This window comes from Polaromonas sp. UC242_47 (assembly GCF_044452385.1).
Lineage (GTDB): Bacteria > Pseudomonadota > Gammaproteobacteria > Burkholderiales > Burkholderiaceae_C > Polaromonas.
In genome coordinates, this window is sequence record NZ_JBIOAO010000001.1 from 4,138,499 (window position 1) to 4,158,895 (window position 20,397).

At 62.8% G+C, this 20,397-nt stretch carries 23 protein-coding genes; 13 read left to right on the top strand and 10 right to left on the bottom strand.

Annotation, left to right across the window (positions count from 1 at the left end):
* Positions 1-79 precede the first annotated feature (79 nt).
* From ACHMXK_RS20100 to ACHMXK_RS20115, 4 genes are read left to right on the top strand one after another with little or no spacing between them, the layout of a single operon-like run.
* The gene (locus ACHMXK_RS20100; protein ID WP_397442291.1) at positions 80-1,090 is read left to right on the top strand and encodes a PhoH family protein; all 1,011 of its coding nucleotides are present in this window, start codon (positions 80-82) and stop codon (positions 1,088-1,090) included.
* Positions 1,080-1,532, top strand: coding sequence for an rRNA maturation RNase YbeY (ybeY, locus tag ACHMXK_RS20105; RefSeq protein ID WP_397442292.1), 453 nt, complete (start codon positions 1,080-1,082; stop codon positions 1,530-1,532). The genes ACHMXK_RS20100 and ybeY overlap by 11 nt, the downstream gene beginning before the upstream one ends.
* 34 nt (positions 1,533-1,566) lie before the next feature.
* Positions 1,567-2,193 carry a ParB-like protein gene (locus ACHMXK_RS20110; protein ID WP_397442293.1) on the top strand — a complete coding sequence of 209 codons (627 nt, stop codon included), beginning with the start codon at positions 1,567-1,569 and terminating at the stop codon, positions 2,191-2,193.
* A 26-nt stretch (positions 2,194-2,219) separates the two neighbouring features.
* Positions 2,220-3,863 (top strand): SulP family inorganic anion transporter, encoded by a 1,644-nt coding sequence (locus tag ACHMXK_RS20115; RefSeq protein ID WP_397442294.1) that lies wholly within the window; start codon positions 2,220-2,222, stop codon positions 3,861-3,863.
* On the opposite strand, the gene dtd is transcribed toward ACHMXK_RS20115, so the two are convergent.
* Positions 3,850-4,290 carry a D-aminoacyl-tRNA deacylase gene (dtd, locus tag ACHMXK_RS20120; RefSeq protein WP_397442295.1) on the bottom strand — a complete coding sequence of 147 codons (441 nt, stop codon included), beginning with the start codon at positions 4,288-4,290 and terminating at the stop codon, positions 3,850-3,852. The genes ACHMXK_RS20115 and dtd overlap by 14 nt on opposite strands.
* Complete coding sequence (locus ACHMXK_RS20125) at positions 4,287-5,201, bottom strand: cation diffusion facilitator family transporter (RefSeq protein ID WP_397442296.1); 915 nt, start codon at positions 5,199-5,201, stop codon at positions 4,287-4,289. The genes dtd and ACHMXK_RS20125 overlap by 4 nt, the downstream gene beginning before the upstream one ends.
* A gap of 111 nt (positions 5,202-5,312) precedes the next feature.
* Between ACHMXK_RS20125 and ACHMXK_RS20130 the strand changes: the two genes are divergently transcribed.
* The 7 genes from ACHMXK_RS20130 (at position 5,313) to ACHMXK_RS20160 (ending at position 10,683) form a co-directional block, all read left to right on the top strand.
* Entirely contained in the window at positions 5,313-5,813 is a 501-nt protein-coding gene (locus ACHMXK_RS20130) for a FecR domain-containing protein (protein ID WP_397442297.1), read from the top strand.
* Positions 5,813-6,430 (top strand): OmpA family protein, encoded by a 618-nt coding sequence (locus tag ACHMXK_RS20135; protein WP_397442298.1) that lies wholly within the window; start codon positions 5,813-5,815, stop codon positions 6,428-6,430. The genes ACHMXK_RS20130 and ACHMXK_RS20135 overlap by 1 nt, the downstream gene beginning before the upstream one ends.
* A gap of 128 nt (positions 6,431-6,558) precedes the next feature.
* Entirely contained in the window at positions 6,559-8,046 is a 1,488-nt protein-coding gene (locus ACHMXK_RS20140; RefSeq protein ID WP_397442299.1) for a sensor histidine kinase, read from the top strand.
* Positions 8,043-8,690, top strand: a complete 648-nt coding sequence (locus ACHMXK_RS20145) for a response regulator transcription factor (RefSeq protein WP_397442300.1) — start codon at positions 8,043-8,045, stop codon at positions 8,688-8,690. Before ACHMXK_RS20140 ends, ACHMXK_RS20145 begins: the two co-directional genes overlap by 4 nt.
* A gap of 221 nt (positions 8,691-8,911) precedes the next feature.
* Entirely contained in the window at positions 8,912-9,403 is a 492-nt protein-coding gene (locus tag ACHMXK_RS20150) for a heme-binding protein (RefSeq protein ID WP_397442301.1), read from the top strand.
* Positions 9,404-9,420: 17 nt separating this feature from the next.
* A complete protein-coding gene (locus tag ACHMXK_RS20155; RefSeq protein WP_397442302.1) occupies positions 9,421-10,137 on the top strand; it encodes an ankyrin repeat domain-containing protein in 717 nt (238 codons plus the stop codon).
* Between the two features lie 144 nt (positions 10,138-10,281).
* The gene (locus tag ACHMXK_RS20160; protein WP_397442303.1) at positions 10,282-10,683 is read left to right on the top strand and encodes a cupin domain-containing protein; all 402 of its coding nucleotides are present in this window, start codon (positions 10,282-10,284) and stop codon (positions 10,681-10,683) included.
* 67 nt (positions 10,684-10,750) lie between these two features.
* Here ACHMXK_RS20160 and ACHMXK_RS20165 read toward each other — a convergent pair whose 3' ends face one another.
* Together ACHMXK_RS20165 and tyrS are read right to left on the bottom strand one after the other, a co-directional pair.
* On the bottom strand, positions 10,751-12,001 hold the full coding sequence (locus ACHMXK_RS20165) for a hypothetical protein (RefSeq protein ID WP_397442304.1): 1,251 nt from the start codon (positions 11,999-12,001) through the stop codon (positions 10,751-10,753).
* A gap of 100 nt (positions 12,002-12,101) precedes the next feature.
* The gene (gene tyrS / locus ACHMXK_RS20170) at positions 12,102-13,334 is read right to left on the bottom strand and encodes a tyrosine--tRNA ligase (RefSeq protein ID WP_397442305.1); all 1,233 of its coding nucleotides are present in this window, start codon (positions 13,332-13,334) and stop codon (positions 12,102-12,104) included.
* A 212-nt stretch (positions 13,335-13,546) separates the two neighbouring features.
* On the opposite strand from tyrS, the gene ACHMXK_RS20175 reads away from it, so the two are divergent.
* Together ACHMXK_RS20175 and ACHMXK_RS20180 are read left to right on the top strand one after the other, a co-directional pair.
* Positions 13,547-14,908, top strand: coding sequence for a peptidoglycan DD-metalloendopeptidase family protein (locus ACHMXK_RS20175; protein WP_397442573.1), 1,362 nt, complete (start codon positions 13,547-13,549; stop codon positions 14,906-14,908).
* 78 nt (positions 14,909-14,986) lie between these two features.
* A complete protein-coding gene (locus ACHMXK_RS20180) occupies positions 14,987-16,123 on the top strand; it encodes an anhydro-N-acetylmuramic acid kinase (protein ID WP_397442306.1) in 1,137 nt (378 codons plus the stop codon).
* Between the two features lie 7 nt (positions 16,124-16,130).
* On the opposite strand, the gene mdtD is transcribed toward ACHMXK_RS20180, so the two are convergent.
* The 6 genes from mdtD to rplM all read right to left on the bottom strand — a co-directional run bounded on the left by mdtD (position 16,131) and on the right by rplM (position 20,215).
* Positions 16,131-17,564: a multidrug transporter subunit MdtD gene (mdtD, locus tag ACHMXK_RS20185; RefSeq protein ID WP_397442307.1), complete on the bottom strand. Its 1,434-nt coding sequence runs from the start codon at positions 17,562-17,564 to the stop codon at positions 16,131-16,133.
* An 89-nt stretch (positions 17,565-17,653) separates the two neighbouring features.
* Complete coding sequence (gene erpA, locus ACHMXK_RS20190; protein WP_096698577.1) at positions 17,654-18,019, bottom strand: iron-sulfur cluster insertion protein ErpA; 366 nt, start codon at positions 18,017-18,019, stop codon at positions 17,654-17,656.
* A 110-nt stretch (positions 18,020-18,129) separates the two neighbouring features.
* Positions 18,130-18,528 (bottom strand): polymer-forming cytoskeletal protein, encoded by a 399-nt coding sequence (locus ACHMXK_RS20195; protein ID WP_397442308.1) that lies wholly within the window; start codon positions 18,526-18,528, stop codon positions 18,130-18,132.
* Positions 18,529-18,558: 30 nt separating this feature from the next.
* Entirely contained in the window at positions 18,559-19,266 is a 708-nt protein-coding gene (locus ACHMXK_RS20200; protein WP_397442309.1) for a DUF6776 family protein, read from the bottom strand.
* A gap of 117 nt (positions 19,267-19,383) precedes the next feature.
* Positions 19,384-19,776 (bottom strand): 30S ribosomal protein S9, encoded by a 393-nt coding sequence (gene rpsI, locus ACHMXK_RS20205; RefSeq protein ID WP_318409704.1) that lies wholly within the window; start codon positions 19,774-19,776, stop codon positions 19,384-19,386.
* 10 nt (positions 19,777-19,786) lie between these two features.
* Positions 19,787-20,215 (bottom strand): 50S ribosomal protein L13, encoded by a 429-nt coding sequence (rplM, locus tag ACHMXK_RS20210; protein ID WP_318409703.1) that lies wholly within the window; start codon positions 20,213-20,215, stop codon positions 19,787-19,789.
* Between the last annotated feature and the right edge of the window lie 182 nt (positions 20,216-20,397).

The window sequence follows — 20,397 nt, forward strand, 5'->3', positions numbered from 1 at the left end:
CTTAAATATGGAGGGACAATCACGCTTGGCTCCCGCCAAATCCTATCCCTGCCCGAAAAGCCTCCAGGAAAACCCGCTTTTGATTCTCCGCCACACCTTCACGCCGCCGAACAACACCCGCATGGGCCATTTGTGCGGTCCCCTTGACTCGCATATCCGCACCATCGAGGCGGCGCTGCAGGTCACGATTGCGCACCGTTTTGAGCAGTTCAAGATCGACGGCACCAAGGTCCGCGCCAACCAGGCGCTGGAGGTCTTGCAAGCCTTGTACGAAATCGCGCAGCGCCCGATTCCCGAAGAAATCGTGCAGTTGATGCTGGCCGGCGACACCGCCCTCAACGTGGCGCCGGACGGCGCGATGACGCTGTCCACCCGCCGCGCCGATTTGCGCGCCCGCACGGTGAACCAGGGCGTTTACCTGGAAAACATCGCCACCCACGACATCACCTTCGGCATAGGCCCGGCCGGCACCGGAAAAACCTACCTGGCCGTGGCCTGCGCGGTGGATGCGCTGGAGCGCAGCGCGGTGCAACGTATTGTGCTGACACGCCCGGCGGTGGAAGCCGGCGAACGCCTGGGCTTTTTGCCGGGCGACCTGAACCAGAAAGTCGACCCCTATTTGCGGCCGCTGTACGACGCGCTTTACGAACTCATGGGGTTTGAGCGTGTGCAAAAAGCCTTTGAGCGCCAGCAGATCGAAATCGCACCGCTGGCCTTCATGCGTGGCCGCACCTTGAACCATGCGTTTGTGATCCTGGACGAGGCGCAAAACACCACGCCCGAACAGATGAAGATGTTTTTGACGCGGATTGGTTTTGGCGCCAAGGCCGTGGTCACCGGTGACGTCAGCCAGGTTGATCTGCCGCGCACCCAGCTCAGCGGGTTGGTGGATGCCGAACGTGTGCTCAAACGGGTCAAGGGCATTGCCATCACCCGCCTGACCAGCGCCGACGTGGTGCGGCACCCGCTGGTGGCACGTATTGTCGATGCTTACGACGGCTACAAGGGCAAAGACAGCACCGAAGACGTGACAGATTCGGTCGTGCCCATCGCCCGCCCTGGCAGGACCAGGAGCCGCAATGGCTCTTAAAAATCTGCAACTCTCGCTGCAGTTCGGCGATTTGAAAGACGCCGCCCGGCATCGCGCCGCCCTGCCCCGCCACAGTGTGACACGCTGGATACGCCACGCGCTGGAGAACGATGCGGAGATCACCGTGCGTATCGTGGACGCCGAAGAAGGCCAGGCGCTGAACCGCGATTACCGGCAAAAAGACTACGCCACCAACGTGTTGACCTTTGACTACACACAAGCGCCCGTCGTCACTGCCGACCTGGTGTTGTGTGCACCGGTGGTGGCCAAAGAAGCCAAGGAAAACAAAAAAACCTTGCAAGCCCATTACGCGCATTTGCTGGTGCACGGCACTTTGCATGCGCAGGGCTACGATCACGAAACCAGCCAGCAGGATGCCGAAGACATGGAAGCCCTGGAGACCCGGGTGCTGGCGGGACTGGGTTTCAAGAATCCGTATTAGCCACAACCCCTCACAAACCCGAAGGACAGAGGCCATGCACACGCACCACCAACACCTGTTCAAAACCGACTTGCGCAAACTGCGCCCCACCCAGATCACGGTGGGTTACGCCGAAGTCGAGGAAAAACGGGGGCTGTGGAGCGGCATGGGCAAAACCCAGCGCCAACAGTTTCTGGACAACCACTGGTTTCCCGCCGTGCGTGGCCCGAATGACAATTTTTACATCGTCGACCACCACCACCTGGGCCTGGCGCTGCTGGAAGAAGGTGTGAACCAGAGTTTTGTGGTGTTGCTCAAGGACTTGAGCATGCTGGACAAGGACGAGTTCTGGACCGTGATGGACCACCACCAGTGGGTTCACCCCTACGATGGCCGTGGCCGACGCCGCACCGTGGCCGAACTGCCCAAAACGCTGGACCAGCTCAAGGACGACCCCTACCGCAGCCTGGCCGGGGAAGTGCGCCACGCCGGCGGCTTCCCCAAGGACGCCACGCCCTTCGCGGAATTTTTGTGGGCCGACTTTTTTCGCCGTCGCATCAGCACCAAACAGGTGAAACGCGATCCGGATGCCGGGCTGCAAACGGCGCTCATTTTGTGCCACAGCCCCGAAGCCGCGCACCTGCCAGGCTGGTCGGGGGTGGTCACACCGCTGGCCGCCTAGCCCCTGAACCCACATCACGGCGTTTCGTGAGCACGGCCCAGCCCGCATCCCCGCGAAACACATGGTGGGCAGACCTGTTGGCGGGTATCTCGGTGGCCGGTGTGTTGTTGCCCGAGTCTGTGGCTTATGCCGCAATTGCCGGTGTGGCGCCCATGCACGCGTTGCTGGCCGCATTGATCGGCTTGTGCCTTTACCCCTGCTTCGGGAGCAGCCGCTTTGCCGTGGTGGCGCCCACCTCGTCTGCGGCCGCGGTGTTTGCGTCGACAGCGGCGATAGGCGGCCCGGTCATGGGCTATGCGCTGGTCAGCCTGACCGGGGCCTTGTTCCTGGTCGCTGCGGCCCTGCGTGCGGGCTTTCTGGGGGCGTTTATCTCGCGCCCGGTGCTGCGCGGTTTTGCCTGGGCGCTGGCCCTCACCATCATGCTCAAGCAGGTGCCGCTGCTGATGGGCGTCCATGCCAGCGGCGCCCAGTTCGGACCACTGGTCTGGAGCTTGTTTATCGCGGCCCCGCAAACCCATCTGCCCAGCCTGGCGCTGGGCGTAGTGGCCCTGCTGCTGTGGCTGGCGCTGTACCACGGGGTACAGCGCTGGCGCTTTCTGCCCGTCTCCCTGGTGGTGCTGGTCCTGGGTGTCATGGCTTCGGCCGGCCTGGACCTGGGCACACGTGGTGTGGCGCTGGTGGGCGACATCCACTGGCAAGCGCTGTCCTGGAGCCCGCCCACCATGCATACCGACCACTGGCTGCGCGCCATGGAAATTGCCCCCGCCCTGCTGCTGATCCTGTTCGCCGAGTCCTGGGGTTCGGTGCGTTCACTGGCCCTGCAAAACGGCGACAAGGTCGATGCCAACCGCGAATTGCTGGCCCTGGGCGCCGCCAATGTCGCCAGCGGCCTGGTACAAGGCCTGCCGGTGGGCGCGGGCTTCTCGGCCGCAGCGGCCAACCACGCCGCCGGTGGCCGCAGCAAATGGGCGGGCGTCGCCGCTGCGCTGGCGCTCGCGTTGCTGTTGTGGCTGGCCCGGCCGGGGATCGCGCTGCTGCCCGTGCCGGTGCTGGCCGCCGTGGTGATCGGCATTCTTTCGCACAATCTGTGGCCGCGCGCGGTGCTGGCCAGCCTGCACCTGGGCGGGGACGCCTGGCTGGCGGGGGCGGCCGCCTTGGGCGTGCTGCTGTTCGGTGTGTTGTTTGGCATGCTGCTGGCCGTGGGCCTGTCGCTGCTGCTGGCCATGCGGCGTTTTGCGCAGCCGATTGTCACGGAGCTCGGCCTGTTGCCCGGAACACGCGATTACATTGACCGCTCACGCCATGCCAATGCCACCCCGGTCGCGGGCGCCCTGATCATGCGCCCTGAAGAACCCCTGTTTTTTGCCAATGCGGAACGTATTTTCCAGGTGGTGCGCCAACGCGCCGAAGCCGGCGCGGCCCGCGCCGTGGTGCTCAGCCTGGAGGTCTGCGACGACCTGGACAGCACGGCGGTCGAAGCACTCGGGGAGTTCGTGGTCGGCCTGCAGCAGCAAGGCGTGGCGCTCTTGCTGGCACGTGTCAAGGACAGGCCGCGCGAGGCCTTGCTGCGCGCCGGCCTCACGGGGACAGCCCCGCCGGCCGTGTCGCTGTTCTGGAGTGTGGACGACGCCGTCAACGCCATCCCGACCACAAGCGCTACGCCACCCTGAGGGGAATCGTCACCGGCCCGTCATTGACCAGGTGCACCTGCATGTCGGCCGCGAACTGCCCGGTCTGCACCACGGGGTGGGCCTGCCGCGCCTGCGCCACAAAGTAGTCGTACAGCCGGCGCCCTTCATCTGGTGCAGCGGCGTTGGTGAAACTGGGCCGGTTGCCAGCCGACACATCGGCGGCCAGGGTGAACTGGCTCACCAGCAGCAAACCGCCGTTGATGTCCTGCACGCTGCGGTTCATCTTGCCGGCCTCGTCCGCAAAAATCCGCAGCTTCAACAGTTTGGCAAGCAGCTTGTCGGCCTGCCCCTCGCTGTCGCCGCGTTCGGCGCACAACAAGACCAGCAGCCCGGCACCGATCTCGCCGATCACCTCGCCGTCCACGACCACACGGGCCTGGCTCACGCGCTGAATCACACTGTTCACATCAAATCCTTCTCATCATCAACATAGGCTTCCACATCGGAAGGCAACAACTGGATGGTGGCCCGCAGGCCGGGCACTGCACTCATCAGCGCCTGCTCGACGCTGGTACGCACGGCGGCCGCACGGCCCAGGGACCAGTTGGCCGGCATGTGCATGTGCAGGTCGACAAAACGCCGCTGGCCCGCACGCCGCGTGCTCATGTGGTCAAAACGGATGGTGGGATGCGCAAACGCTTCCAGCGTTTTCTGAATCTCGGCCAGCACCTCCGGCTCCACCGCTTCGTCCATCAAGCCCTGGGACGAACGCCACATCAGTCGGCCACCTTCCCACAGGATGTTCAGCGCCACCCCCATCGCCACCAGCGCGTCCAGCCACAACCAGCCGGTCAAGGCCACGGCGCCAATACCGATGACCACACCGGCCGAGGTCCAGACATCGGTCACGAGATGCCTGGCATCCGCTTCCAGCGCGATGGAGCGATGTATTTTGGCCGAGCGAAACATGGCCCAGGCCAACACGCCGTTGAGGCCAGAACTGAGCACGGACAGGACCAGCCCCCAACCCACCTGCTGCAGCGGCTGGGGGTGGAACAGGCGATGGCCCGCCGTCCAGAGGATGGCCACGGCGGCACCAATGATTAACGCGCCTTCAAAGCCGGACGAAAAATACTCGGCCTTGTGGTGGCCATAAGGATGGTCATCGTCGGCCGGTCGCTGCGCGATGGTGACCATGGCCACGCCGAACAAGGCGCTGGCCAGATTGACAAAGGACTCCATCGCATCGGACAACAACCCCACCGAACCGGTGATGTACCAGGCTGCTGTTTTGAGCGTGATGGTGACCAGGGCCACGGCCACAGACGCCATGAGCAGGCGCTGCGGATTCCAGAACAACCAGAAGGAAGGGTTCATGACACGACTTTGGTGACCAAATTCACGAAGTACAGGAATAGTCCAGGCGGGACCGGCGAGTTGAGAAGGACATCATCTGTAAGATATTGTGATGCAGTCAACAGGGTCCCCATGAACAACAACTACAAACGGCTGCTGAGCAGTATCCTCCTGGTGAGCACCAGCGTGTTTGCGCAGGACAGCGTCACCGTCGCGCCAGCCCCACCCGCAATAACCGCCGCCCCTGTGGCCATCCATGCCGGCGTCTTGAAGTCGGTGCACGGCGACGTGTCCCTGCTCAATGCCAAGGGTGCCGCAAGGCCAGCCCGTGCCGGTGAACAGATACAGCCCACGGACCGCATCGTGACGGGCACCGACGCCGCCGCCAGCCTGGTGCTGCGCGACGGCACCGTGATTGTGGTCGGTCCGACCTCACAACTGGATCTCAAAGCCTTCCAGTTTGATGCCGTGACGCACAAAGGCAATCTGCTGGTGTCCTTGCTGCAAGGCTCGATGCGCATGCTGACCGGCCTGCTCGGCAAGGCCCAGCCCGAAGCCGTGCGTATCGACACCAGGTCCACCTATGTCGGCATTCGCGGCACGGATTTCATCGTTCAAGCCGACCCGATCTGATGACCGATCAACGCCCTCCATTCTTCACCGTCCTTTGTTTGCTGGGATTCAGCGCGCTGCTGGCGGCCTGCACCTCGCCGGGCACGCGTGTCGTGCTGCTGCCGCAAGACGATGGCCAGCCCTCGGCGGTGGTCGTCCACGCCAAGGGCGGTGAGCGGGTCTTGTCCCAGCCCTATCAACGCGCCATCGCCCTGACCCATGCCACCGGTGCGCCCCGGCTCGACGAGGTGGACCCGGCCAAACTCCGGGCCGACAACGCCAGCCTGTTTGACTTGCGCCCGCCCAAGCCAGGGCGTTACATCGTGCACTTCGACATAGGCGGTACCGCACTCACCCCCGAGTCGCAACAAGCCATGGACGCGGCCCTGGCGGACGCCCTGGCGCGCAGTGGCGGCGACATCGTGATCACCGGCCACACCGACACCGTGGGGCCGGGTCCGGGCAACGACGAGTTGTCGCACCTGCGCGCCCAGGAGGTGCAGCAGATGTTTATTGGCCGCGGCTTTCCTGCGCTGCGCATCGAAGCCGCCGGACGCGGTGAACGTGAGTTGTTGATTCCCACACCCGATGAGACGGAAGAGCCGCGGAACCGGCGCGTGGTCATCGAGGTTAGATAAAAAAAGGGGCTATAGCCCTTACCCCACCTGCGCAAGCAGCTATCAAAACAGAAGCGACTCATCTCCGCGCAACGGTCTCCGCGCACTGCGTCTGAGCGCTCCGGCGATTCAGCATGCAAAAATGCGGCATGCTGAATACGCTGCAACGTCGCTGGCCGTGGATCCTGGCCTGGGGCCTGATCACGGCCCTGGGCTGCCTGCTGCTGGGCCGCCTGGCGCTCACCCAAGCGCGCGAAGCCTTTGAAACCGACATGCGGATTGCCCACCGCCTGCTCAGTCAGCGTGTGGTGCAGCATGACGCGGTGATGGCCACGCTGGCCCTGCTGCAGCCCCTGCGCGAGGCCTCGCCATCCGCCCAGCCCGAGCAGCGCCTGGGTTCGGTCTACCCGCAAATCCTCGCGGTGCAACGGCGCGATCCCGGTACTTCCTGGCCGCAGGACAGCCTGCGTCTCGCCGAAGAAAAATCACGCCAAAGCCATCACGCCGAATTGGCCGATGTTGACTTCAGCACAGGCCGCTACCAGCTGGTGCTGGGCGCCGACCCCACCAGCCACGCCTTGCTGATTGATCTGCGCAGCACCGTGCCCTGGAGCGAGTGGCCCATGCAGCCAGAAAACAGCCCGGTACGTGTCAGCCTGGACCATGGCGGTCAAAGTTTCCTGCTTCAGCCCGGGCAGCTCGCCGGGACCGGATGGCGTTTTGACTTTCACAAACACCTGGCCACCGACAGCCAGCCTTTTGACGTTGTCGCCGAGCGTCAGGTGGGCTGGTCGGAACTGCCCTGGGGCGAAATGTCGGCCTGGGCGGCGCTGGTTGCAGCCCTGCTGGGCGCCTGGATGGCGGTGTTGCGTCAGCGCACAGCGCGCCGGCGCGCCGAAGAGTTGTTGCGACTGGGCCAGGTCGCGCGGCTGAACTCGCTGGGCGAACTTGCCGCCGGCCTGGCCCATGAGCTGAACCAGCCCCTGACCGCCGTGCTGGCCAACACCCAGGCCGCCAGCCGCCTGCTGGATGAAGACCCGCCCGAACTGGGCACTGCGCGCGTCGCCATGACGCAGGCGGTGGAGCAGGCCAGACGGGCGTCCGAGGTGGTGGGACGTTTGCGCCGTGTCATAGAGCGGCCGGAACTGGCGGGAGAAGTCAGGCCGGTGCTGCTGCAAGACACCGTGCGCAACGCGCTCTACCTGCTGGAGCCCGAATTCAGGCGCCGCAACGTCGCCCTGCCGGAAATCGAATCGACCGGCCAGCCGGGCCCCGTCCTGGCAGACCCGGTGGCGCTGGAACAAGTCATCCACAACCTGCTGATGAACGCCTTGCAGGCGCTGGAGCAGGTGGCAGTACCGCAGCGCCAACTCACGTTGGCACTGCGCGAAGACAAACACCAGGGCGTCTTGAGCCTGCGCGACAGCGGCCCCGGCATCCCGCCTGAACTGCTGACACGTATTTTTGAACCCTTCTTCACCACCCGCGCTGGCGGCCTGGGTTTGGGCCTGAGCTTGTGCGAGACCCTGGTCAGCAACATGGGCGGCACGCTGAGCGCCCACAAGCTCACCCCGCAGGGCGCTGAATTCCGTCTAAGCCTGCCACTGGCAACGACGTCATCAGGAATCGCGCCATGAACGAAACAAACCCAACGGCGGCCACCCTGTCACCGCTCATCCACCTGATTGACGACGACGAAGCTGTGCGTAACAGCCTGGCCTTGCTGATCGGCACCGTGGGCCTGCGTGTACAACCCTGGGCCGATCCGCAGGTCTTCATGCAGGACTTCGACCGGCAAACCATAGGCGCGATTGTGCTGGACGTGCGTATGCCCGGTGTGAGCGGCCTGAGCATCCTCGACACACTCATCAGCCAGGGTGTGGACCAGCCCATCATCATGTTGACCGGCCACGGCACGGTGGCCATGTGCCGCCGCGCCTTCAAGGCCGGGGCCGCGGAATTTCTGGAAAAACCGGTGAACGACGAGCAACTGCTGGAGGCGCTGCAAAACGCCGTGCGCCAGCATGTCCAGTCGCGCGAACGGAACAAGGTCGACCAGCACGCCCAAGCGCGCTTTGCCCAGCTGACGGAGCGCGAACGCGAGGTCTTGGGCCTGATCGTCGCCGGCCTGACCAACAAGGAAATCGGCCGTGCGCTGGATGTCTCGCCGCGCACCGTGGAAACCCACCGCGCCAATCTGTTTGCCAAGCTGGAGGCCGACTCACTGGCGCAGTTGATACGGCAATATGCGACGCTGGTGGACAAAGCCGACGGTCGATAGGTCCTCACCGAAAACCAGTCCCAGCCGCAGAACCGGCTTCGCCAGGCCGCAGGCGGGCGGCCCCCTCGGGGGGCAGGGAGTTACGCGAAGCGAATGACCGTGGGGGCAGTATTTCTACGGAGCTCGGCGCGTAGCCCTACGAATGGGCAAAGGTGTTGCCATTTTTTAAAGTTCTTCCACGGTTGATTGAACCGTTTCACAAAGAATTGATGGAGAACACCATGCGCAACGTTATCAAGGTTTCCGCTCTTGCCCTGTCCCTCGTGGCCGCTGCTGCCAGCGCCCAGGGCGTGCGCACCGAGAAAAACATCTCCCTGGAGCTGGCCAACCAGATCGCGGCCGCCACCGTCGCCGCCTGTACAGCCAATGGTTATGCCGTGGGCGTCACCGTGGTGGACCGTGCCGGCACCGTGCGTGCCGTGCAACGCGCCGACAATGCCGGCCCGCACACCCTGGCCGCCAGCTTGCAGAAAGCCTTCACCTCGGCCTCCGCCAAAAACACCACGCTGGCCATGATGGAAGGCGCGCAGAAAAACCCCGGCGCCGCCAACCTGACCGATATCCCCGGCTTTTTGCTCTTGGGCGGCGGCGTGCCGGTCAAGGTCGGCAATGACACCATAGGCGCCGTCGGCGTGGGTGGCGCACCCGGCGGCCACCTGGACGAAGCCTGCGCCGTGGCGGCGCTGGACAAGGTCAAGGACCAGTTGAAATAATCCCAGGAAAATCCGCCATGAAACCCAGCCCTCTTCGCCTGCCCCTGAGCCAGCTGGTGTTGGCCGCAGCCTGCGGGCTGGTGAGCATGGCGGCCCTGTCCGCAGCGGCCCAGGTCGCCCCTGACGCCACGGAAGTGGCCGCCTACCAAGGCCTGCACGCCGCCGCCCACAAGGGCGACCTGGCCAAGATCGAAAAACTCGTCGCTGCCAAAGCCGAACTGGATACCCGCGACGGCAACGGCCGCACCCCGATACATGTGGCAACTTTTGCAAAACAAGCAGGCGCCATCCGCGCACTGGCAAAAGCGGGCGCCAACATCAACCTGCTGGACAAGGACAGGTACGACGGCGTGACGATAGCCTCGGTTGCCGATGACGAAGAAACATTGCGCGTGCTGCTGGCACTGGGTGCCAGCGCCAAACACATCACCAGCCGCTATGACGGCACCGCCCTGATCGCCGCCGCCCATCTGGGCCACGAGGGTGTGGTGAAACAGCTGATCGCCGCCGGCACACCGCTGGACCACGTGAACAACCTGCATTGGACGGCCGTGATCGAGTCCATCGTGCTGGGCAATGGCGGGCCGCGCCATCAGGAAACCTTGCGCGCACTGATAGCCGCAGGCGCGAACCTTCAGCTCAGCGACCGGCAAGGCAACACGCCACGGCAACTTGCCAAGTCGCGCGGCTACCGCGAGATGGTGCAGATGCTGGAACAGGCCGGCGCACGCTAGAGCCCGTGGCTCCAGGGCGTTCAAAAACCTCGCGAAGCCCGCTAAGGGTTGTTCCCGGCGCGGTCACCGGATGGCACCGCTACGATGACTTGCGCACACCACCACGGCTGTGTGCGACTCAAACAACCCTGAGGAGACAAGCACATGAAAATTCACAAACGCGGCGCAGCCATCGCGCTCGGCGGCCTGCTGACCCTGGCGGCCGGCGGCCTTTTTGCGCAGGCCTCTGGCCTGACGCGGGTCATGGTCGGCAAGGCCGATGTTTCCGTGCCCGGACGCGAGGCCGTGGTGGCCCGCGTGGACGTTGCGCCAGGCGCCAAGGCCGGCCGCCACACCCATCCCGGCGATGAAATCAGTTATGTCCTGGAAGGTGAAGCCACCTTGCTGGTCGACGGACAACCTCCGCGCCAGGTCAAGGCCGGTGAGTCTTTTGTGGTGCCGGCCGGCGTGGTGCATGACGCACACAACAATGGCGCCAGCCCGATCAAGCTGGTCGGCGTGTATGTCGTGGAGAAGGGCAAACCGCTGGCAACACCAGCCCCCTGAGCCGCGCGCCGGGGACCAGCGACATGGGTGGGATGATCACCCCCCATGCGCTGATGAATAGCCCGCGTCAGAAACCCTCACCAGCCGCGCGAATGCCGCCGGTGATCGTCAGCGAATCCACGGTCCCGTGCAGTTCAAGCGGGTTGACGCCGGGGCCATGGGTGGTCAGGCCGCCCGCGATACTGACCTCACGCGCCCAGGCACCCGGCTTGAAACTCAGAGCGATGGCTGACAGCTTGACCACCACACCCTTGACCAGCGAGTCACCGGTTCCGCCAAACGTTTCTATGCCGCGGTGCACCACAATGCTGCCCACCGGCTGGCTGATCTGCATGCCTACCGCGCCATCGGCATGGGTGACCACGCGGTCAAACTCGGCCGAATGCACGGTGCCGGCATACACGTTGTAGCCGCGCGAGCCCTGGCCAAAGGTTTCTATGGGGGCGTTGACCACCAGTTCGTTGACCGTGCCGAAATTGACAAAACCGATGCCACTGGGGCCGTAGGACGTGATCTTGTCTTCGGCCACCCAGCTGTCCACCGAACCCCAGTTGTCCAGCACCATGTCGTTCTGGCCGTAAGTCGTCACCGGACCCAGGTTGTGCACGCTGTCCACGAAAGCACCATAGACGGTGAACACACCGCCGGAAATACGGTTGGCCACGCCCGGTGCGATGCCGCCATGGCTGTACACCGCGTCGGTTTCGAGCAGGCTGACCACCATGCGGCCGCCCACATCACCCGCGCCACTCACGAAAATACCACTGCCATGCACAGGCGCGCCGGCGCGGCCCGCCGACAGGCCGGTCAATTCGGCGGTGATGGTGACGGCCTTGTCGGTCTGCTGGTTCCACAGCGTGAAGGCGCCGGGAATCACCTCCACTCCAAAACCGGCGGGTCGCACCTCGTAACCACGCGCATCGGCGGCCACAATGTCCACGTCATGCGCCTCGACATGACCGCCCCGCACCTTGTCACGCGCCAGCAGCAACACCACGCCATGCACGACCAGGCTTTGCAGCAGGAGACGGCCCAGCTGGTCCACCCCGGTGTCATTGAAGACCGCCCATTTATCAATGTCCGTCACCAGCTCCAGGTTGTCCACGCAGTTGTCTGTCGACAGCTGGAGCCCGTGCTGGCCGGCGACAAAACGCAGTGTGGTTTGCGGGTCCGCACCGGTCAGGGTCTGGCCGGGTGAGAGGCGCAGCATAGGCACATCGGCCAGGCTTTCGGTCACGGTGATGTGGCGGACACTGGTATCGGCTGTAGCAGCCAGTAGAGCGGCCGCAGTGGAAACCTGGCGATGTTGCTGGGTCATGGCAAAAACTCCATTTTTCAGGCGCGGCGCTGGCAGCGCCGGCTAACCCTGATTTTTTGCCCGCCAGTATGGCCCGTTTGAAGGCAAATTACTTACATTTTTACGAAAGTGTCACGCGCGCAAATTTGCGTTTGCCGACCTGGACCACATAGGTCCCGGCGTTGAGCTTGAGGGCTTTGTCGCTCACCACGCTGGAATCCACCCGCACGCCCCCGCCTTCAATCAGCCGGGTCGCGTCCCCACCCGAAGAGGCCAGGCCTGCGGCCTTGAGCACGGCGCCTATGCCCAGCGGCGCACCAGACATCGACACTTCGGGAATTGCATCCGGCACACCACCTTTGCTGCGGTTGATGAAGTCCTGCTCGGCCGCGTCTGCCGCCGCGGCGCTGTGAAAACGCGTGGTGATCTCCTTGGCCAGCGCCACTTTGGCGTCTTTGGGGTTGCGGCCGGCTTCAACTTCTTTTTTGAGGGCCGCGATCTCGGCCTCGCTTTTGAAGCTGAGCAGGGTGTACCACTTCCACATCAACACGTCGGAAACCGACAACACCTTGGCAAACATGGTGTTGGGCTCTTCGGAAATGCCGATGTAGTTGTTTTTGCTTTTGGACATCTTCTCGACGCCGTCCAGGCCTTCGAGCAACGGCATGGTCAGGATGCACTGCGGCTCCTGGCCGTATTCCTGCTGCAGGTGGCGCCCCATCAGCAGGTTGAACTTCTGGTCGGTGCCGCCCAGCTCCAGGTCGCTTTTGAGCGCCACCGAGTCATAACCCTGCATCAACGGGTACAAAAACTCATGCACGCTGATGGGTGTACCGGCCTTGAAGCGGTCGTTGAAGTCGTTGCGCTCCATCATGCGGGCCACCGTGTAACGGGACGCCAGCTGGATCATGCCGGTGGCGCCCAGGGGTTCGCTCCACTCGCTGTTGTAACGAATTTCAGTTTTGGCCGGGTCCAGCACCAGGCTGGCTTGCCGGTAATAAGTCTCGGCATTGACCTTGATCTGCTCGGAGGTCAGCGGCGGCCGGGTGGCGTTGCGGCCGGACGGATCACCGATCAAGGAGGTGAAATCGCCAATCAGGAAAATGACCGTGTGGCCCAGATCCTGGAGCTGGCGCATCTTGTTGAGCACCACCGTATGGCCAATGTGGATGTCCGGCGCGGTCGGGTCCAGCCCCAATTTGATGCGCAACGGCACGCCCGTGGCTTCGCTGCGCGCCAGTTTTTTGACCCATTCGTCCTGGGGGATCAACTCTTCGCAGCCTCGCAGGGAGACGGCCAGGGCCATCTTTACACGGTCAGTCACTGGGTAGTTTGTAACAAGCTCTTGATTCATAAGGGTTTTTCACATGTCGGGCAGTTGTCCGACAGATATAATCGCTGTTTCGCCATGCCGAGCCCCTGTCTCAGTTGGCCCGCAAATTGCAAACCGATTCTAAGTTGTTGCCCGTCGCCACCCTATTTTGTGGCCGCGCAACACCACCGCCAGTTGTTATCAGGCTGCTCACCGCAGCCTGATGCGTATATAAGTTGGGAATTCCAGTTTTGATCAAAAACGATCTCTCACGCGGCCTGCAAGCCCTTGCCAGTTTTTTGCGCCGCCACCCCAAGCGAATCACAAGCACCTTGGCCGCCTTGCTCCTGGGCACAGGCGTTACTGCGTTTGGTGTCGCGCCCCTGGCGCCCGATGCATCGGATTTGCCGGTGCGCCAGATTCTGGAAGCCGTCCAGAGCCTGCCGACAGAAAACCAGACCGAAGCCCTCGATGCCTTCCGCTTCAAGCTGTTTCGCACCGAAACCACGCGCAGCAGCGACACCGCGGATGCCTTGCTCAAGCGCCTGAACATAGACGATGCCGCTGCCGCCGCCTTTTTGCGCAATGATGACAACGCCCGGCTGGTCTTGACAGGCCGCCCCGGTAAAACCGTGACCGCAGAAGCCAGCGACAGCCAGCAATTGCTCAAGCTCAGCATGCGCTGGCCCACTGACGACGAAACCCAGTTCAAACGTCTGGTGATCGAACGCAGCGCCACGGGCCTGGTTTCACGTGTTGAAACCGCGCCTTACGTCAGCTCCAACCGGCTGGCCAGCGGCAACATCCAGACCTCGCTGTTCGCCGCGACCGATGACGCTCGTATTCCCGACGGTGTGGCCGTGCAGCTGGCGGAAATTTTCTCCAGTGACATCGATTTCCGCCGTTCCCTGCGCAAAGGCGACCGTTTCAACGTGGTTTATGAAACCCTGGAAGCCGATGGTGAGGCCTTGCGCACCGGCCGGGTGTTGTCGGCCGAGTTCGTCAACGACGGCAAGGCCTACCAAGCCATGTGGTTCCAGCCGCCAGGCCAGGACGCAACAGGCACACCCAACAAAGGGGCTTATTACACCCTGGACGGCAAAAGCCTGCGCCGCTCCTACCTGAGTTCGCCGGTGGAGTTCTCCCGCATCAGCAGCGGGTTTTCCATGCGTTTCCACCCCATTCTGAAAAATTGGCGTGCCCACCTGGGCACCGACTTTGCCGCGGCCACGGGCACACCAGCACGCACCGTGGGTGACGGCGTGGTCGAGTTCTCCGGCGTGCAAAACGGCTATGGCAACGTGGTGTTTGTCAAACACCGCAACGGCCATGAAACGGTTTACGCCCACCTGAGCAAGCTCATGGTGCAAAAAGGCCAGACCGTCAGCCAGGGCCAGACCATTGGCCTGGTCGGCGCCACCGGCTGGGCGACCGGACCTCACCTGCATTTTGAGTTCCGCGTCAACGGCACCCAGCAAGACCCGATGACCATCGCCCGCCAAAGCGAGACCGTTCCGGTTTCCGCCGCGGCCCTGCCCGCCTTCAAGCAATTGGCTCAGAACGTCAGGATCGAGTTGCAGGCGGCCACCACCATAGGCCAGACCCGGGCAGAATAAGCCGTCCCGCTGGACTCATCAAAAAAGCGCTCTTGATGGGCGCTTTTTTTATGCCGACCGGTACGGCAAAATGATCACATGTCTGATCTTTACATTGGCCTGATGTCAGGCACTTCGCTGGACGGCGCCGATGGCGTTTTGCTTGATTTCTCCGGCGCCGGCCTGCGGGTCATGGCGGCGGCGAGTGAACCTTTTGCCCCCGATTTTCGCGCCGAACTGCTGGCGCTCAACACGCCGTCTGACAACGAGTTGCACCGTGCGGCCCTGGCCGCCAATACGCTGGCGACGGTTTATGCCCGGGTCGTGAAGGCCCTGCTGGCCAAAGCCGCGCCACAAGGCATCCAACCCGTCCACATCCAGGCCATAGGCGCCCACGGCCAGACCGTCAGGCACCAGCCGCCAGACAGCGCCAACGCGGCTCGCGGTTCCGGCTACACCCGCCAGCTCAACAATCCGGCGCTGCTGGCCGAGCTGACCGGTGTTGACGTGGTGGCCGACTTCCGCAGCCGCGATGTGGCGGCGGGCGGCCAGGGGGCGCCGCTGGTGCCGGCCTTTCACCAAAACATTTTTGGCGCTGTCGACAGCATGGTCGCGGTGCTGAACCTGGGCGGCATTTCCAACCTCAGCGTGTTGCCGCCCACCGGCACGGCGCCGGTGCTGGGTTTTGACTGCGGGCCGGGCAATGCGCTGATGGACGCCTGGTGCCAGCAACACACCGGCCAGCCGTTTGATGCGGGCGGTGCCTGGGCGGCCAGCGGAAAACTGCTGCCGGCGCTGCTCGCCAGCCTGCTGGATGAACCCTATTTCTCCAAAGCACCACCAAAAAGCACAGGCCGGGATCTGTTCAGCCTGCAATGGCTGTCCGCCAAACTGGCACCCTTTGCCGCGCAGCGCCCTGAGGACATCCAACATACATTGACGGAATTCACCGCTAGCGCTTGTATCACGGGCGTGAACAGCTATGCAAAAGATAGCAAATCACTGATCGTGTGCGGTGGCGGGGCTTTTAACCAGCACCTGATGCAACGTCTGCAGGCCGGTTTGCCCGCCCTGCGGGTGAGTTCCTCAGAGGCCCGTGGCCTGCCGCCGCTGCAGGTGGAGGCGGCGGCCTTTGCCTGGCTGGCACGCCAGGCCGTCCAGCGCCAGCCCGGCAACCTCGCCAGCGTGACGGGTGCGGCCGGTCCGCGCATACTGGGCGGCATTTACCCAGCCTGAAGCCCGACTAACCCTGACCCGACGCCTCGGGTTCTTCCGCTTTTTTGACCACCCGCACTTCGGGCGACAACTGCCAGAAAATGCCGGCCGAGGCCAGCGTCATCAAACCCATGCAGGCAAACGTGGCCTGAAAGGCATGCAGGGTCTGCGACGCCTGGGCACTGCCAAAAAAGCCGGTAAAGCCCGCCAGCACGGCGCCGGCCGCCGCCACCCCCATACTCATGGCCAGCATCTGCACCATGGACAGCAGGCTGTTGCCACTGCTGGCGTTGCTGCTGTCCAGGTCGCGCAAGGTGACCGTGTTCATGGCGGTGAACTGCATGGAGTTGACGGCGCCAAACAAGGCCAGTTGCAGGATGTGCAGCCACAAGGGCTGGCTGGGCGCGACAAAGGCAAAACTTGCCATGGTGAGCCCCACCAGCATGGTGTTGGTGACCAACACCCGGCGGTAGCCGTAACGCGTGATCAGCGGCGTCGTCACACGTTTGACCAGCATGCTCGACAGGGCCACCGGCACCATCATCATGCCCGCCTGCATGGGCGAATAACCCAGGCTGAGCTGCAGCAGCAGGGGCACCAGAAAGGGCATGCAGGAGCTGCCCAGGCGCGAAAAAAGATTGCCCAGCAAACCAATGCTGAGCGTGGGAATGGAAAAGAGCTGCGGTGAAAACAGCGGGTCCGGCCGCTTCGCCGCATGCAGCCAGTAGGCGGTCAGGCTGGCCATGCCGAACACCAGCAACACCAGCACACTGGCCTGCTTGAGGCCCAGCCCCGACAGCCCGTCCACCGCCAGCGATACGGCCACCATGCCAAAGGCCAGCAGCAAATAACCCGCCAGGTCAAAACGTGGCGTGTCCGGCCGCGGGTTGTCCTGCATGTAAAACACCGTGGCCACACAACCGATCAGGCCGACCGGGATGTTGATCAGAAACACCCAATGCCAGGTGGCCACCTCGACCAGCCAGCCGCCCAGTGTGGGGCCGATCAAGGGGCCCACCAGGCCCGGAATCGCGATAAAACTCATGGCCTGCAAAAAACGTTCGCGCGGATAGGCCCGCAGCACCGCCAGCCGCCCCACCGGCAGCAACAAGGCACCGCCCAGGCCCTGCACCACACGCGCCGCCACCAGTTGGCTCAGGTTGCCCGACAAAGCGCAGGCCACCGAGCCGACCACAAACAGGGCAATGGCCGCCACATACACCCGCCGTGTGCCAAAACGGTCGGCAACCCAGCCGGAAGCGGGAATCAGCATGGCCATGGTCAGTGAATACGCCACCACCACCGACTGCATGCGCAGCGGGCTTTCGCCAAAACTTTTGGCCATGGCCGGCAAGGCCGTGTTGACGATGGTGGCATCCAGCGTCTGCATGAAAAATCCGACCGCCACCAGCCAAAGCAGGATGCGCAATGATTTTTCTTCGGTTTGGGCGGGGGTCGGCATGTTTCTACGATTTGGGTATGGCCGCGCTGACGAGCAGACAGTAAAAAGCCGCCTCAGGGGCGGCTTTCAGGACGGGCTGGCGGGTGTTCTCAGGCAGAAAAGCTGGAACCGCAGCCGCAGGTGCTGGTGGCGTTGGGGTTTTTGATCACGAACTGGGCGCCTTCGAGGTCGTCCTTGTAATCAATCTCGGCGCCGACCAGGTACTGGTAACTCATGGCGTCAATCAACAGCGACACGCCATTTTTGGTCATGGTGGTGTCGTCTTCGTTGGTGATTTCATCAAAGGTGAAGCCGTACTGGAAACCGGAGCAGCCGCCGCCCTGCACAAAAACACGCAGTTTCAGATCCGGATTGCCTTCTTCGGCGATCAGATCAGCCACTTTGGCCGCGGCACTGTCGGTAAAGACAAAAGGTGCGGGCATTTCAGTCTGGATGTTTTCAGCTACTGCGCTCATGGGGGACTCCGTTCTTCAAACTCAATAATTCATGGTACCGCAATTCAAGCAACCACAGCGCCTGCCCTGAATTGGGGCTGATTGTAAGTGCCAACTCCCCTTCGCAGCTTCTAGCCGTTGTTGGCAGCCAGCTTGAGCAGGGGTTTGTCGCTCACCTCATGGTTGATGGGCCGCAACTGACCAAAGATGACGGCACCCTGGTGCATTTCAAGTGCCTTGTAAGCCACATCGCCCTGGATGGTCGCCTTGGGCTGCAACTCCAGCAAATCCAGGGCATGGACCGGCCCCATCACGCGGCCATTGATGATGACGTGGTCGGCGTAAATGTGGCCGGTGACACAGGCCGACTCGCTGATCACCAGAATACTGGGGCTGCCTTCATTGGCACGAATATCACCAATCACTTCACCATCGATGCGCAAGCCATCGGTGAACTTCAGATTACCTTCAATACAGCTGCCCTGGGCAATCAAACTTTTGATCGGAGGCTGTGTCTTTTTACCGAACATGAACAAATCCTGTGGGTTGGGCCGCGGGCGTCAGAGTTTGACGGTATGGACGGAACGGACAGCCGTTCCCTCGACCACTTTGGCGGTCACCGTTTTTACCACGGCCGAGGCGGGCAAATCGAGCACGCCCTCGATGCGGCGGTACTGCTTGAACTGCAGGGGCTGGGCGCCACCGGGCAGACTTGCGGTCCACGGTTTGCCCGCGAGGATGCCGTTAAACGTCAGCTCCAGCCGGCCATTGAACACGGGCGCATCCTTCACGGGCTGAATCACCAGCACCTGCCACTTGACCTGCATCTCTGACAAGGCATCGGCCTGCAACCCACGGATGGCGACACTTTCCACACCGCCGGCGGGCAGGAGTTTTTCGAAAAAGCCCAGGTCGTCACGCAACAGGCGGTTATCCGCTTCCAGCTGCTTGAGTTGGCCCTGCATTTTTTCCTGCGCGGCTTTTTCGGCCGTCAGCAGGCTGCCCGAGATATTCGCAATCGATTGCGACTTGTCGCGCTCGGCGCGTAACGTCGCGACCTCCTCGCGCAGCTTGGTCAATTCGAGCTTGGCATCCTTGTCCAGCCCGGCAATGCTGACGCCCAGCTCAAAGGTCCACAAGGCGATGGCGGCAGAAAAACCCAGCATCACCGCGCCCATCGCCCAACGCACAGGCCAGGGCATGGCACTGCGAATGGCCATGCGGGGTGAGCTGATGGTCAAGCGGCGGCGAAACAGGCGGAATTTCAAGGGCAGATCCTGCGATTTTCTGTACAAGAGCGTGCATTGTGCACGCAGAGTGGCCCAGCCATGAAAAAAGCCGCCAGGCGCAAACCGGACGGCTTTTTCGGGAACAGCAAAAACGAATTAACGCTTGCTGAACTGCTTGCGACGACGTGCTGAACGGAAGCCGACTTTTTTACGTTCGACTTCACGTGCATCACGTGTGACAAACCCGGCCTGGCTCAACGCTGGCTTGAGGGTGGTGTCATAGTCGATCAGCGCACGGGTGATGCCGTGGCGGATCGCGCCGGCCTGGCCGGACTCGCCACCGCCGTGAACGTTGACCATGATGTCAAACGTTTCGACGTGGTTGGTCAGGTGCAGCGGCTGCTTGCAGATCATGATCGAGGTCTCGCGACCGAAGAACGCCTGGATGTCCCGGTCGTTCACAGTGATCTTGCCTGTGCCTTTTTTGATAAACACGCGGGCGACGCTGGATTTGCGACGGCCGGTGCCATTGTTCCATTCACCAATCATCAATAGCTCCTTAGATGTCCAGCACTTTAGGCTGTTGGGCGGTATGCGGATGCTCTGCACCACCGTACACCTTGAGCTTTTTGATCATGGCGTAACCGAGCGGGCCCTTGGGCAGCATGCCCTTGACGGCTTTTTCCAGGGCGCGGCCCGGGAACTTGGTCTGCATGTCGCGGAAGTTGGTCGCCGAGATACCGCCGGGGTAACCCGAATGACGGTAATAAATCTTGTCTGTCGACTTGGCGCCGGTGACACGAAGCTGGGCTGCGTTGATGATGACGATGAAGTCACCGGTATCGACGTGAGGCGTATAAATGGCCTTGTGTTTGCCGCGCAAACGGAGAGCAACTTCGCTGGCTACTCGTCCGAGGACCTTGTCGGTCGCGTCAATCACAAACCACTCATGCACCACGTCAGCGGGTTTTGCGCTGAAAGTTGTCATGGGTTTACTTTTCAAGTTGGTTTGAGCAGCCCTTTTCCACGGTCGGTGTTTCTCTGACGGAAACCTCTTAGGTGGGAATCAATGCCTCGCCGCGGGGCCAGCCGATCGCTGCGAAGCCTGCCATTATACAAAACCCGGGGATTTGCGCCAGTTGCCGGGCTCCGGCCCCGCCGGCCAGGGGC

Excerpts from the sequence above, each read along its gene's own strand:
- ACHMXK_RS20165 (WP_397442304.1), bottom strand. The coding sequence starts at position 12,001 with ATGACCCAGCAACATCGCCAGGTTTCCACTGCGGCCGCTCTACTGGCT.
- ACHMXK_RS20160 (WP_397442303.1), top strand. The coding sequence starts at position 10,282 with ATGAAAATTCACAAACGCGGCGCAGCCATCGCGCTCGGCGGCCTGCTG.
- ACHMXK_RS20110 (WP_397442293.1), top strand. The coding sequence starts at position 1,567 with ATGCACACGCACCACCAACACCTGTTCAAAACCGACTTGCGCAAACTG.
- ACHMXK_RS20125 (WP_397442296.1), bottom strand. The coding sequence starts at position 5,201 with ATGAACCCTTCCTTCTGGTTGTTCTGGAATCCGCAGCGCCTGCTCATG.
- tyrS (WP_397442305.1), bottom strand. The coding sequence starts at position 13,334 with ATGAATCAAGAGCTTGTTACAAACTACCCAGTGACTGACCGTGTAAAG.
- erpA (WP_096698577.1), bottom strand. The coding sequence starts at position 18,019 with ATGAGCGCAGTAGCTGAAAACATCCAGACTGAAATGCCCGCACCTTTT.
- ACHMXK_RS20135 (WP_397442298.1), top strand. The coding sequence starts at position 5,813 with ATGACCGATCAACGCCCTCCATTCTTCACCGTCCTTTGTTTGCTGGGA.
- ACHMXK_RS20140 (WP_397442299.1), top strand. The coding sequence starts at position 6,559 with ATGCTGAATACGCTGCAACGTCGCTGGCCGTGGATCCTGGCCTGGGGC.
- ACHMXK_RS20180 (WP_397442306.1), top strand. The coding sequence starts at position 14,987 with ATGTCTGATCTTTACATTGGCCTGATGTCAGGCACTTCGCTGGACGGC.
- ACHMXK_RS20195 (WP_397442308.1), bottom strand. The coding sequence starts at position 18,528 with ATGTTCGGTAAAAAGACACAGCCTCCGATCAAAAGTTTGATTGCCCAG.
- rplM (WP_318409703.1), bottom strand. The coding sequence starts at position 20,215 with ATGACAACTTTCAGCGCAAAACCCGCTGACGTGGTGCATGAGTGGTTT.
- ybeY (WP_397442292.1), top strand. The coding sequence starts at position 1,080 with ATGGCTCTTAAAAATCTGCAACTCTCGCTGCAGTTCGGCGATTTGAAA.
- rpsI (WP_318409704.1), bottom strand. The coding sequence starts at position 19,776 with ATGATTGGTGAATGGAACAATGGCACCGGCCGTCGCAAATCCAGCGTC.
- ACHMXK_RS20155 (WP_397442302.1), top strand. The coding sequence starts at position 9,421 with ATGAAACCCAGCCCTCTTCGCCTGCCCCTGAGCCAGCTGGTGTTGGCC.
- ACHMXK_RS20145 (WP_397442300.1), top strand. The coding sequence starts at position 8,043 with ATGAACGAAACAAACCCAACGGCGGCCACCCTGTCACCGCTCATCCAC.
- ACHMXK_RS20130 (WP_397442297.1), top strand. The coding sequence starts at position 5,313 with ATGAACAACAACTACAAACGGCTGCTGAGCAGTATCCTCCTGGTGAGC.
- ACHMXK_RS20150 (WP_397442301.1), top strand. The coding sequence starts at position 8,912 with ATGCGCAACGTTATCAAGGTTTCCGCTCTTGCCCTGTCCCTCGTGGCC.
- mdtD (WP_397442307.1), bottom strand. The coding sequence starts at position 17,564 with ATGCCGACCCCCGCCCAAACCGAAGAAAAATCATTGCGCATCCTGCTT.